Annotated in this window: 10 protein-coding genes; 5 read left to right on the top strand and 5 right to left on the bottom strand. The window is 53.5% G+C overall.

The annotated features are described in order from the left end of the window. Nucleotides 1–338 precede the first annotated feature (338 nt). Together recD2 and moaA are read left to right on the top strand one after the other, a co-directional pair. A complete protein-coding gene (gene recD2, locus QMG16_RS11890; protein WP_281794457.1) occupies nt 339–2,588 on the top strand; it encodes an SF1B family DNA helicase RecD2 in 2,250 nt (749 codons plus the stop codon). 147 nt (nt 2,589–2,735) lie between these two features. Then, a complete protein-coding gene (gene moaA, locus QMG16_RS11885; RefSeq protein ID WP_281794455.1) occupies nt 2,736–3,722 on the top strand; it encodes a GTP 3',8-cyclase MoaA in 987 nt (328 codons plus the stop codon). A 34-nt stretch (nt 3,723–3,756) separates the two neighbouring features. On the opposite strand, the gene QMG16_RS11880 is transcribed toward moaA, so the two are convergent. The 3 genes from QMG16_RS11880 to QMG16_RS11870 all read right to left on the bottom strand — a co-directional run bounded on the left by QMG16_RS11880 (nt 3,757) and on the right by QMG16_RS11870 (nt 6,287). After that, on the bottom strand, nt 3,757–4,728 hold the full coding sequence (locus QMG16_RS11880) for an ROK family protein (protein WP_281794454.1): 972 nt from the start codon (nt 4,726–4,728) through the stop codon (nt 3,757–3,759). Between the two features lie 107 nt (nt 4,729–4,835). After that, nucleotides 4,836–5,459, bottom strand: a complete 624-nt coding sequence (locus QMG16_RS11875; protein ID WP_281794453.1) for a hypothetical protein — start codon at nt 5,457–5,459, stop codon at nt 4,836–4,838. Nucleotides 5,460–5,615: 156 nt separating this feature from the next. Next, entirely contained in the window at nt 5,616–6,287 is a 672-nt protein-coding gene (locus QMG16_RS11870) for a CBS and ACT domain-containing protein (protein WP_281794451.1), read from the bottom strand. Nucleotides 6,288–6,400: 113 nt separating this feature from the next. Between QMG16_RS11870 and QMG16_RS11865 the strand changes: the two genes are divergently transcribed. Continuing rightward, complete coding sequence (locus QMG16_RS11865; RefSeq protein ID WP_281794449.1) at nt 6,401–6,817, top strand: hypothetical protein; 417 nt, start codon at nt 6,401–6,403, stop codon at nt 6,815–6,817. A 241-nt stretch (nt 6,818–7,058) separates the two neighbouring features. On the opposite strand, the gene QMG16_RS11860 is transcribed toward QMG16_RS11865, so the two are convergent. Then, on the bottom strand, nt 7,059–8,081 hold the full coding sequence (locus QMG16_RS11860) for a rod shape-determining protein (RefSeq protein ID WP_281794447.1): 1,023 nt from the start codon (nt 8,079–8,081) through the stop codon (nt 7,059–7,061). A gap of 88 nt (nt 8,082–8,169) precedes the next feature. Beyond that, entirely contained in the window at nt 8,170–9,618 is a 1,449-nt protein-coding gene (locus QMG16_RS11855; protein WP_281794446.1) for a GAF domain-containing protein, read from the bottom strand. 153 nt (nt 9,619–9,771) lie between these two features. On the opposite strand from QMG16_RS11855, the gene mutL reads away from it, so the two are divergent. Continuing rightward, nucleotides 9,772–11,595: a DNA mismatch repair endonuclease MutL gene (mutL, locus tag QMG16_RS11850; protein WP_281794444.1), complete on the top strand. Its 1,824-nt coding sequence runs from the start codon at nt 9,772–9,774 to the stop codon at nt 11,593–11,595. A 34-nt stretch (nt 11,596–11,629) separates the two neighbouring features. Next, nucleotides 11,630–12,568, top strand: coding sequence for a tRNA (adenosine(37)-N6)-dimethylallyltransferase MiaA (miaA, locus tag QMG16_RS11845; RefSeq protein ID WP_281794442.1), 939 nt, complete (start codon nt 11,630–11,632; stop codon nt 12,566–12,568). Nucleotides 12,569–12,659: the final 91 nt, after the last annotated feature.

Genomic DNA, 12,659 nt, shown 5'->3' with positions numbered 1-12,659 from the left:
CCCGAACCGGTTTATTCAAGGGGAGGTTTATGCCGCAGAGCGCACTCATGCCGACTAAAAAACCCGTTTCATGGCCTCAATTCGACATTGTCACATTCAGAGCCTATCCCCTAAAACACTGGCCTCAACCCCGCTCGTGCTGAGTATCGAAGTACGAACGGAGGAAGCTTTTGGATAAGCTTTAAATAGATATTAACACGCGCTTTGGGATTGTCAAAATATAATAGAGTGCGCGTCGCTGGCTGAAGATGCTAAAATGTTTGTTGTATTTCGGCAGAAGTCCGGCAGCCTGCGCGATGATGAAAGGTTGGCGGATACACACATATTTGGAAGGAAAGATGACTGAAATCATACAGGGAACGGTTGAGCGGGTCACCTACTGCAATGAAGAGAACGGGTATTCCGTGATCAAAGTCCGGATGCCGATGCGCAAGGATCTGGTGTCGGTGGTGGGAAACTTCGTTTCGGTCAATCCCGGTGAAGTGCTGCGAATGGAAGGGGATTGGAGCTTCCATGCCCGGTTTGGTGAACAGTTCAAGGTGGAACGCTACGAAACCGCCGCTCCGGCCACAGTGGAAGGCATCCGTAAATATCTTGGGTCCGGCTTGATCAAGGGTATCGGGCCTGTCATGGCCAAACGAATAGTAAACCGTTTTGGGGACCGGACGCTGGAGGTGATCGATGCGGAGCCGCAAAAACTGGCAGAGGTGGAAGGGATAGGCTCCTACCGCCTGGAGCAGATACGAAAGGCGTGGGAGGATCAAAAAGACATTCGGGACCTCATGGTTTTCCTGCGCAGTCACGGAGTCAGTGCGGCTTTTGCCGCGCGGATCTTCAAGCACTACGGCAAATCGTCCCTGGAAAAAGTTCAGGAAAATCCCTATCGCCTGGCCATGGATGTATCCGGAATAGGATTCATAACGGCCGATAAGGTCGCTCGGAACCTGGGTTTTTCCGTGGATTCCCCCCTGCGGGCGGAAGCAGGCATTCTCTATGTGCTTCAGGAGGCGACTGATGAGGGACATGTGTGTGTCCCGTCATTGTGGCTTATGGAAAAATCCCGAGAACTTCTGGAAATTCCTTCCCCCGTTCTGGAAGAAGCCGTCCTCCGTCTTGTGTCCGAAGGCCGGTTGGTGAAAGAAAATATCCCACGGGGACTCAGCCCGTCTTTTGAATCCGATGCAGCCATTTACCTTCGTGGATACCACATCGCTGAATGCCAGATCGCTCAGCGCCTTCTCTACCTTCAGGCTTTTAAGCCTTTGCAGCGCAAAGTCGACCCCGAGGCCGCCATTGACTGGCTGCGTGATAAGCTGCCCTTCAAACTGGCGCCGTTGCAGGAAGAAGCCGTAAAGAAAGCTCTGACGGAAAAAGTCGTAGTGATCACTGGGGGACCCGGAACGGGAAAAACCACGCTCATTCAGGCTATCCTGGCCATTTACCGGAAACTTGGCGGGCACGTTTGCCTTGCAGCTCCTACGGGGCGGGCGGCCAAGAGGCTGAACGAGTCCACCCGCTATCCAGCCGGCACGCTGCACAGGCTTCTTGAATTCAGTCCTCAGCTGGGAGGTTTTCAGCGAAACGAACAGAAGCCCCTTTCCGCCGACCTGATCATCGTGGATGAGAGCTCCATGTTGGATACGCTTCTCATGCATTACCTGCTCAAGGCGGTTCCAAGCGATGCCACCCTCGTTCTGGTGGGCGATGTGGATCAGCTTCCCTCTGTGGGCCCCGGGAATGTTCTCCGGGACATCATCGCCTCCGAAAGATTTCCCGTCGTGAGACTCACGGAAATCTTTCGGCAGGCTCAAAAGAGCAGCATCGTGACGAATGCCCACCTCATACAGCAGGGGAAGTTTCCGCGACTTCAAAGGGATTCGGAGGACCTCCAGGATTTCTATTTCATCGAAAAGGAAGATCCCGAAGAAGTCTCCAGGATTATTTTGAAGTTGTGTAAGGAGCGTATTCCCGCCCGTTTCGGTCTGGACCCCGTCGAGAGTGTCCAGGTGCTGAGCCCCATGCACAAGGGAATCATCGGAGCGCAGCGTTTGAACACTGTCTTGCAGGAGGCGTTGAATCCCCAGAAGATTTCCATCGAGAGGGGGGGGAGGATCTTTCGCCTCCACGACAAGGTGATGCAGATTCGCAATAACTACGACAAGGATGTCTTCAATGGCGACCTGGGACGGATTCAGAAAATCGACATGGAAAACCAGGAAGTGCAGGTGGAAATCGACGGACGGTCCGTTCCCTACGACTTCTCGGAACTGGACGAACTGGTGCTGGCCTACGCCGTGAGCGTCCACAAGGCTCAGGGAAGCGAATATCCCGCAGTGGTCTTTCCCCTCCTGACACAGCATTATCTCATGCTGCAGCGCAACTTGCTCTATACCGCCATCACGCGGGCCAGGAAACTCGTTGTCATTGTCGGGAGCAAGAAAGCTCTGGCAATCGCGGTTCGCAACAACAAGATGCAGCAGCGCTACACCCTCCTCAGGGAACGGATCATGGGGGGCGGATCTCTTACATCGAATGGGCCGCCGGCCTGTGCCTCGGACTCGGGTTCGGACGAAACAGCCAAGATTTGAGCCCTTGCCACTTGATTAATCCTGGTGGATAGGTAATGTTGTTCGTTATGCCAAACAAAGCCGTTTGGTTCGGTTTTAAAAAGTAACTTGCCGACAGGCCTCTGTCTGACAATCATTGGAATGTCCCACCATGAAAAGGATCGATCCATGTTCCAGCCTCCCACTGATTCCTACCATCGCAGGATAGATTACCTCAGGCTTTCCATCACGGACCGCTGCAACCTGCGTTGTCTCTACTGCATGCCCGCGGGAGGGATCCCGAAGCTGGATCACGATGGAATTCTGAGGTACGAAGAAATCATGCGCATCGCGCGCATCGCCGTGCACATGGGAATTTCAAAGATCCGCATCACGGGGGGCGAGCCCCTGGTACGAAAAGACGTCCTCTATCTTTGTGAGAATGTCGCGAAGATACCCGGGCTGAAGAGCCTGAGCCTCACCACCAACGGTGTGCTGCTTTCGCAATTTGCCGACAGCCTTTTCCGGGTGGGCATCAAACGCATCAATATCAGCCTGGATACGTTGAATCCCGCCAAGTTTGAAATGATCACGCGGCGGAACCTTTTTCACGAGGTCTGGGAGGGCATCGAAGCGGCCCAAAAGGCTGGATTTGCTCCTATCAAACTGAACACGGTAGTGATGCGGGGAGTGAATGACGATGAAATCGAAGACTTGGCCCGTTTGACTTTCCGCTATCCTTTTCACGTGCGATTCATAGAGTTCATGCCCTTTCGCCCCGATGAACAGTGCCGGAAGTTTCTTTCATCGGACGAAATTCTCGACCGCCTGTCGAAGGTCGCTCCCCTTCTTCCCGCTCAAAGCATCAACAGCAACGGCCCGGCCTTGCATTACCGGTTTCCGGGAGCACTGGGGAAAGTGGGAATCATCAGCCCCATCAGCCATCATTTTTGCTCCAGCTGCAATCGGCTGCGGGTGACGTCCGACGGAAAGCTCCGTACCTGCCTCTTCGCATCCGAGGAAACGGACCTGCTCTCTCTTCTCCGCCAGGGGGCGTTGGACGAGGACATCATCCAGCACATGCGTCAGGCTATTGCTCGAAAGCCTGAAAGGCACGCTCTCGGAGATGTCCTCCGCAAATGCATCAGCCGTCCCATGTTCTCCATAGGCGGATAGAAAATAGGGAGAAAGCCCCTCTGCCCGGCAACGATCAAACCGTCAGGTCCATAGCGAGTTTTGCCGCACCCACCAGGGCCGCATCATCCTGCAATGAGCTCCTGAGAATCACCATTTCTTCGGGCGAGAGGAAGCTGGAGTGATTTGCAAGGCTTTCGCGCAGGGGACCGACGAAAAGGTCCCATGATGCGCTGACCCCTCCTCCTATGATGGCGTGACGGATCCCCAGGGCAGTGAAAAGATTGGCAATAGCCAGCCCCAAAGCCCATCCCATGCGGTTGAAGAGTTTCAGGGCGGTGGGGTCTTCCTGTAGTGCACACTCGTAAATGACTTTTGGATTCAGCGCATTCCGTTGCCATTTTTCGAAGAGTGGGCCGTTGCTCAATGCCCCCTGTTCTACGGCTTCTTCGACTCCCTGCATGAGGGCCCTGCCGGATGCGTGGGCTTCCAGGCAGCCTCGCAATCCGCAGTTACAGAGCGGCCCCCCGGGCTGTACGATGATATGGCCGAGTTCTGCTGCAAATCCCAGGTGATCCCCCTCCCACAGGCGGCCTTCCAGAATCAGGCATCCTCCCACCCCTGTCCCCAGCGTGAGACCGACCCAGTTGTCGAGAGCGTGCCCCGCACCGATCCAGTTTTCTCCGATGCCGAAAACGTTGGCATCGTTTTCCATGACTACGGGAATACTCAGCCCCTCTTCCAGTTCGATCCCCAGAGGATAGTTCCGCATACAGGGAATATTGGGAGAGAAAACGACCAGGCCTTCCTTAGCATTGATTTTACCGGCTACGCCCATGCCGATACCCACAACATTTCCTCCCCATTCCGGGGATTTTTGCACCAGCGACCGGCATGTCTCCACGAGTCGTTTGCTGGCATTTTCGGCTCCCGCTGCATTATCGGTAGGGATCTTGTTCAATTGCAGGATTTTGCCCTGCTTGTCTATCAAGGCCGCCCGCATATTGGTGCCGCCTATATCTATGCCGATGAACATCCTTTTTTTCATGGAGACTCCCCTCCTCATATGATGTTACAAAACAATGTTGAAAGACTTTGGGTGCGGCTCTTTTGAGGCGGCGTATGGATTCTCACCCTCTTCGATCCCGCGAAGGTTCAGTTCCCCTGAGATTTGAGGTTTGGCGGCAGAAAACTTTCCGGCAGGTAAAAGACATAGGATTGGGAGAGAATGTCGAATTGTGCATCTGTTTCCGATTCGATCTCGTTGTAGAGAGCTTTGAGGGATTCCGCATTGGCGATTTTATGGCGAAGGAGATTAGGGTTGTGCAGTTCCGTATGCAGGGGGAGGAGAAAGTGCACCACATTTCCTCGCCACACAACGTTGAGCGCTTCACGTTCTTCCAGGATGGTTTTGTAGAAACGCCTCAGAAGGTCCGTGCGGAGGATGGGAGATGAGGCGCCCGTCACGCACTCCATCATGCCCGCCAGGCGATAGACGCGGCGCATCATCACTTCATCGTCTCGGTAGCGAAAGAGGCCCAGAACCGTGTAGTGGTAGCCTCCATCCAATGTAAAGTGATTCGGAACGAATGCGATATGCCTGTGTCCATGGGCGCGGAAAGCTTCCAGCCTGTGGGCTTCATATCGGGTTGATTCCGCCCGTGTACACATCAAGGCGTACCCACCGTGCCAGTCTCCGCGGCGAAATTCCAGTGGGCGGGCGGTGATGAGATTACCCTCTTTGGGAGCTTTACGAGTCAGATCGATGACTTCACCCATGGCCATATTCCGTCGTATGGAAAAGTTGAGCGAAAAAAAGTGGGGAGCCTGGAAGATACATATCAGGCCTTACCCCACGAAATCAGATGAACGAGCATTCTCGAAATAATCTAAGTTAAGTGTTTAAGAATGTTATAAAAATCTTAAAGAGCGGAATCAGGTTTCCAGGTAAGGGGTAGGGTCTTCGACATAATCCACGACCACCTTGAAGCCCGCCTCCTTGAGGACTTGTACGGCACTTTGAAAGTTGGTCTGATTGACGCGCAAAATCAGCTGCCAGTAGTCCGCATGACCGCGCAGGGGAACAAACAACACGCTGCGGATATTGATGTGCGCTTCCGCCATATGCTTGCCGACTTCGGCCAGAACGCCGATGCGGTCTTTGACCAGCAGGGAGAGTCTTTTGCTGTCATCGCTCATGCCCAGGGCAGTCAGGAGGATTTCCGTCAGATCGCTTGTGGTGATGAGTCCGACGAGCCTGTCATCCTTTACGATGGGCAGGGCACCGATTTTGTTGTCGAACATGATGCGCGCAGCACGCTCGATGGTCATGTCGGGTGTTCCCGTGATGACATCTTTGGTCATGACATTTGCTGCAGTGAGTTTTTGCAGCACGTAAGTGAGTTCATGAACACTCAGGGTCGTAGCCGGTGAGGCCCATGCCTGTTTCAAGTCCCGGTCCGTCACGATTCCCAGAAGGTGCGCCTTTCCATCCGTGACTGGAAGATGAGAAATCCTGTGCGTGGTCATCATCTCTCGTGCTTTGAATATGGATGTGTCGGGCGATATGGTGATCAGGTTCGTTTTCATGCTCCAGCCAACATACATTGTCCCCTCCTCATTTTTTTGTTTCAATCATAATTGCGCGTATATAGAATATGGAAACAAAGATTGAAGTGTCAATGTCAAAGTGATTTGCCCCGGCGAAAAGGAGCGAAAAGGTGGCCGAGCACGAAGGAACCGGACGTCAGCAACTTTTTACCAAGCTTTCCAGGGCCATCGAAGAATGGGAAAATTCGCCCTACTATCTCCAGGATGACGAACTGTTTGATTTGGAAGGATTCCTGGTCGATGAAAATGCGGAGGATGTGAAGGTTGAGCTGGAGGAAATCTATGGAACCCCCCTGAACCGGAAGTTCTGGTCTTCGTTTCTCGCTTATCAACGGCTCAAACGGGCCCGCGAAGAAATCAAGGCCCAGGACGCCCTTCAGGAAGAGAAGCGCAAGCGGTACCTGGAAGCGCTGGAAGAAGAAAAGAAAGCCGGCCAGAACAGGCTGAAAGAGTGGTTCCATCAACAGAGGCGGCATCGGATTCGAGTGATCAAGGGTGGACGAAAGGACGACCCCTCCGAGTCTTAGAGGGTGGATCGTCCTTCTGCTTTTCGTAACCGTTCACTACAGAGGACCCAAAGAGCGCAGAGGATAAGGAAAGCTCAGGAACCGGGTGCTTTTTTTCCCTTTCTGCGATATCTGCGCAATGCTGAGGGCGGTGAATGGTTGCTGCTGTCCAGGATGATGGCTTGCAGGGGATGGAGGCATCTTCCGCCCGCAGGGATGGCCTTACATGTTTTGCAGCGGGTCCATTGGAGTCCCTGAGGGGTCAGTTGATGAAGACCTGCCGAAAGAAGTCGACGTGTTCGATGACGCTGCCTGCTCCACGGGCTACGGCGGTGAGAGGGTCATCGGAAATGTTGACTTTGAGGCTGGTGCTTTCGTGCAGCAGCTGATCGAGTCCCCGGATGAGGGCTCCACCACCGGCCAGCCAGAACCCTCTTTCATGAATATCCCCGGCCAGATCGGGAGGTGTTTTCTCCAGGGCCCTCTTTACGGCTTCCACTATGGTCATGATGGGTTCTTTGATGGCTTCGCGGATTTCTTCATCGGTTATGGTGAAGGTCTTGGGGATGCCTGTGAGAATTTCTTTACCCGTTATATCCATGGTTTCGGGTTGAGGTAGAGGGGCGGCCGTGCCGATTTTCATCTTTATATTTTCCGCCAGAACTTCACTGATCACCATCTGGCGTTCCCGCTGAATATATCGCAATATGGCTTCGTTGGCTTCATCTCCGGCCACCCGCACCGACTCGCTGTACGCCACTGCAAACATGGAAATGACCGCCACTTCGGTTGTTCCTCCACCGATATCCACGATCATATTGCCGAAGGGTTGATCAATGGGCAGTCCAGCGCCGATGGCCGCCGCCATGGGTTCTTCGACGAGATGAATGTGGCGGGCGCCCGCCTGTTCCGCCGCCTCAATGACGGCGCGCTTTTCCACAGAAGTGATCCCCGTTGGAACGGCTACTACCAGCCTTGGGCGAATGAACTGTCTTCGGTTCAGGACTTTGGAGAGAAAGTACTTGATCATCACACTGGTGACTTCAAAATCCGCGATGACCCCGTCTTTGAGAGGACGGATGGTTACGATGCGCTGTCCATGACGACCGATGATATTGCGCGCATCGTGCCCGACGGCGATGACCTGGTGAGTATCTTGATTGATGGCCACTACGGAGGGTTCATTGAGAACCACACCTTTCCCGCGCAAGTAAATCAGAGTGTTGGCAGTACCGAGATCCATCGCGAGATCTTTGGAAAAATATGCAAGTAGTCGATTAAACATGTGTGACCCTTTTTTCTGCCGTTCCATTCACGAGTTGCCTTATGACCGCAAAGTCTATAGGCAATGTGTCATCCGGTCAAATATTTTATTATGAGGAGATGTTTTCAATACCGGGATTCAAGCTTGCAAGAAGACGTTGATAAATCAGGGACCATAATTGTTCACTGTTGGAGCCATCCTGGGGAAAGCCCACCCAGGCGATATGGGGGCGTATGCGGGTTCCTCGGAGCTTCCCCGAAAAAAACTGCTGTCCGAAATCCATCAAGCGGGAAATAGGACGCTTGGCTTCCTGGACCGTCATTTCCGGAAAGAGAAAAGCGAATCGATTTTCCGCGATTTGCCCCACGAGAATGTTGGGTGCGAGTTCACCGCAAAGCCCTACGGCCAGTTCCATCTGCCACTGACGCACCTGTTTGGGTGGAAATGTCGTGAAAAGGTTTTGCCAGGGTTCGAACTGAAAGAGAGCCAGAGTAAACGGATTGCTTTTTTGCATGGAACTGGTGACCGCGGAATCCAGTCTGGTTTCGAAAGCCAGGACATTCAAGACGCCCGTGGAAAGGTCGTAAGTTTGGAGCTGTCTGCATTCTTCTTTGAAATAATATTGCTCCAGCAGCAATTGAAAGAAATGCAGCATATGTGTTATAGCCTTCCGGCAATCTGCGCTCCACTCTATGGTTTCTCTGGAGAGAAATGCCAGTACGACGGTCTGTCCCAGAGACATGGGGGCGGGAAGTCCCCATAGGGTTCCATGGTGGGGAAGACCTTCTCCTGAGGAAAAGAGAAAATGCTCCGGGGCATGAGGGTTCAACCGGGAAATCAGGAGAGGTTTCCGTGTCTGGAATATGTGTCCGATCAGTCCTTGCTTCAGCAGAAAATGCTGATGGATGAAATTGCGCGGGACATTGGATGTGACAGCGAATAAGTGGTATCGATCTTCTCCCCGTTCCTGCAGCGCCAGAAAGCCGTATTCGGTCCCGAGAAGCTGCGAGCATTCATTGATGACCATCTGGCAATAGTCTTCAAAGGCTGCTCCCTTGAATGCCGCCTGATCCATACGCTGCCAGAATTCGGCAATGCGCGAATATTCTATCTGCTGTGCGACTCTTTCCTGCTGAACCAGCAACTCCTGAAGAACGGCAGCAAATTCCAGAATCCATTTCTGCTGCTTATCGTTGAAGCCCCACCCGTATTTGGTGTCCACGTAGAGCACTCCCGCACCATCACCCACGGGGACGGCGAGGAGCCCCTTGATGTGTCCCTCTCCCTCACGATAAAAGGGCAATGTCGTAGAGATGGACTGTGTTGACTCCTGCAGTTTATCGATACGAATTCTCTGGTTCGCCTTCTGCACTTGGGAAATGATGCCGCTTTGATCCAGGGGAAGGCTAAGGCCCGGAGAAAGATACCTGCTCAGAGTTTCGACGGCTACCAGGTTGAGGAGACGTTTTTGAGGATCGACGACAAAAAAAGCGGTAGTGTAGGCCTCTAAAATGTTGCTGAGAAGACTGACAAGAGACTGGTAAGGACTGAAACGCATATGGACTCGCCCTTTTAACTATCCTATCTTGATGCTGTAAGACATGGGAGATGTTTGGGGATTGACCCCTTCTAACGATTCAATGAAATTGCATACTGGAACCATCTAAATCTGTCAACAGATTAGAAGAATGAAAAGTAAAGTGAGAACTCAATGAGTAGAATAACGATCTTGCCGGATACCCTCTGCAATCAGATTGCTGCGGGGGAAGTGGTGGAAAGACCCGCCGCCGTCGTCAAGGAACTGGTGGAAAACAGTATCGATGCCGGAAGCCGGAAGATATCTTTGAACCTCCTTCAGGGAGGGCGAAAGGAGATCCGGGTGGTGGACAACGGCGTGGGGATGGACCCCGACGATGCTCTGCTGGCCCTGGAACGCCACGCTACCAGCAAAATCAAGACACTGGATGATTTGCAGGCCATCCATTCACTGGGGTTTCGCGGAGAAGCCCTCCCCAGCATCGCTGCGGTCAGCCGCTTTGAACTCACCACACGGGAAGCCGACGCCCTGTCCGGGAGGCTCATTCGAGTGGAAAGCGGCATTTTGAGGGATATTCGCGAGACGGGGTGCCCACCCGGAACGATGATCACGGTGAGAGACCTCTTCTACAATATTCCCGCCCGCCGCAAATTCCTGAGATCCGTGGAGACGGAAATGGCTCATATCGGGGACCAGTTCCTCCGCCTCGCCATGGCTCACCCGGAGATCCATTTTCAGCTCACTCACCAGGAGCGGCTTCAATACGATTTTCCTAGGGCCGGGGATTTGATCCAGAGAGCCGGACAGGTCCTAGGGTTCGATAAGATCAAAAAGCTGAAACCCTTCTCGGTGCAAACCCCATCCATTCGCCTCGAAGGGCTTGTGAGCCCTCCGGATGTTCAGCGGGCCAGCGGTCATTCCCTGTTTGTCTACGTGAATGGAAGGCCCGTTTGGGATCGCACGGTCAACCGGGCCATCCTGGGGGCTTATGATTCCATGCTCCCCAAGGGCAAGTTTCCCATGGTGGTTCTTTTCATGGAGATTCAGCCGGATCTTGTGGATGTCAATGTCCATCCCACCAAGAGGGAAGTGCGCTTTCGAAACCCCGGTGAGATTCTGGAAACCGTACGCAACGCTCTTCTGAAAGGGCTGCTGGATTCCGGACGCCGAGGTAGCCTTGACGCTCCGCAACGCCCTTTGAGTTCCCATGAGCAGCCGTTGCCCCAAAGGAGCTATTGCCTCAGGGAAACTCAAGTCTCTCTGGAAGATCTTCTGCTCAGGCAAATCGAACGGGAATCTTCATCCAGTCCCGTGCAGGTGAAGGCCTTTCCGGATATGGCTCCGCCTGCAGCACACATGCTTTCGCCATTGGAGGATTCCGAACCCGATGCTTTCCCCGAAGAATCCGCTTCCGGCGGGGAAATGTTTTTTTCCCGGCTGCCCGTTCTCGGACAACTGGCCAATTCCTATATCCTCCTGGAATCCTCCGACGGATTGATCCTGGTGGACCAGCACGCCGCTCATGAAAGGGTGATCTACGACCGGCTCTGTGCGGATGGACCTCAAGAGGCGGGCCAGCGGCTCATGCAATCCGTGGTCCTGGAGCTTCTTCCCAAAGAGGCCCTCATGCTGAAACGGTGGATTCCCTCCTTGAGGGAGATCGGTTTTGAAATCGAATCCTTCGGAGGCAACAGTTTCGTCATTCACACGGTTCCCGCCATTCTCAGCAATCATTCTCCGGATGTCCTCATTCGGGAACTGCTGGAAACGGCTCACGAGGATGAAGATGCGCCGCGATGGGACCTCCTTGCCGGTTTGGCCAAAACGGCCTCCTGTCACGGAGCCATACGCGCCGGCCAGAAACTCAGGACGGAAGAGATACACCATTTGCTGGAAACCCTTGACCGGACACGTATCTCTGCCACATGTCCCCACGGTCGTCCCCTCTGGTTCAAACTTACCCTTGACGAAATTGCCCGGCTTTTCCATCGAACATGAAAGTAGGTTGCAGAAAGAAAATCAGGAAAAAAACATGATTCAACACAGGGAATCCCTTCCCATCATTTTATTGGCCGGTCCTACGGCTGTGGGAAAAACGTTCCTTTCCATGGAACTTGCCAGGCGTCTGGGAACGGAAATCGTGAACGCCGATTCCATGCAGATCTACCGCTATATGAATATAGGAACGGCCAAACCGACCCGGGAGGAGCGGGCATTGGTGCCGCACCACCTTCTGGATGTCGTGGATCCGGATGAGGCTTTCGATGCCGCCCGGTACTTGGAACTGGCCGCTCCCGTTGTGGATGGCTTGCATGCCCGCGGCAAAATCCCCCTGGTTGTGGGGGGAACCGGGCTCTACCTGAAAATCCTCACTCGGGGTATCTGCCCTGCAACACCCGGAAATCCCGACATACGTGAGGCATTGAAACGGGAGGAGAAAGAGCGGGGACTTGCGGAGATGCATGCGGAGCTGCTTCGAGTGGACCCCGTTCTTGGACGGAAAATTCATCCCCATGACCGTCAGCGTGTTCTGCGCGCCCTGGAAGTTTATCGCATAACGGGAATTCCCCTTTCGAGCCGGCAGGAGCAGCATGGGTTTCAGGAAACCATCTATCCGAGCATTAAGGTTTTTTTGTACCGTGAACGCGATGAGATTTACAAACGCATCAACGAACGCGTCCTCATGATGATGGAAGAGGGATTCCTGGACGAAGTACGACATCTCATGGAGATGGGCTTCGGGCCCGAACTCAGGCCCATGCAGTCGCTCGGCTACAAACAACTGGTGCGGCATCTTCTGGGCGAAGGCACACTGGAGGAGGCCGTCGAACAGATTCAACGCGAGACCCGCCGTTACGCCAAACGGCAGATGACCTGGTTCCGGGGAGATCCGGAGTTCCGCTGGTTTCATGTTCACGATGTGGAAGAGATCATGGAATGGATTCAAAACGTTGTGGCGGGCATCTCCTGAAGTATGCCAAAATGTATTTTGGATGCTTTGCCTTGATTTTTGGGAATGTTTCCGGATAAGGTGAAAAAATCTGATGATTTAGGGAAAGAAT

Source organism: Desulforhabdus amnigena (assembly GCF_027925305.1).
Lineage (GTDB): Bacteria > Desulfobacterota > Syntrophobacteria > Syntrophobacterales > Syntrophobacteraceae > Desulforhabdus > Desulforhabdus amnigena.
The sequence above is the reverse complement of the archived record's forward strand: the minus strand, read 5'-3'. Positions and strand labels throughout refer to the sequence as shown.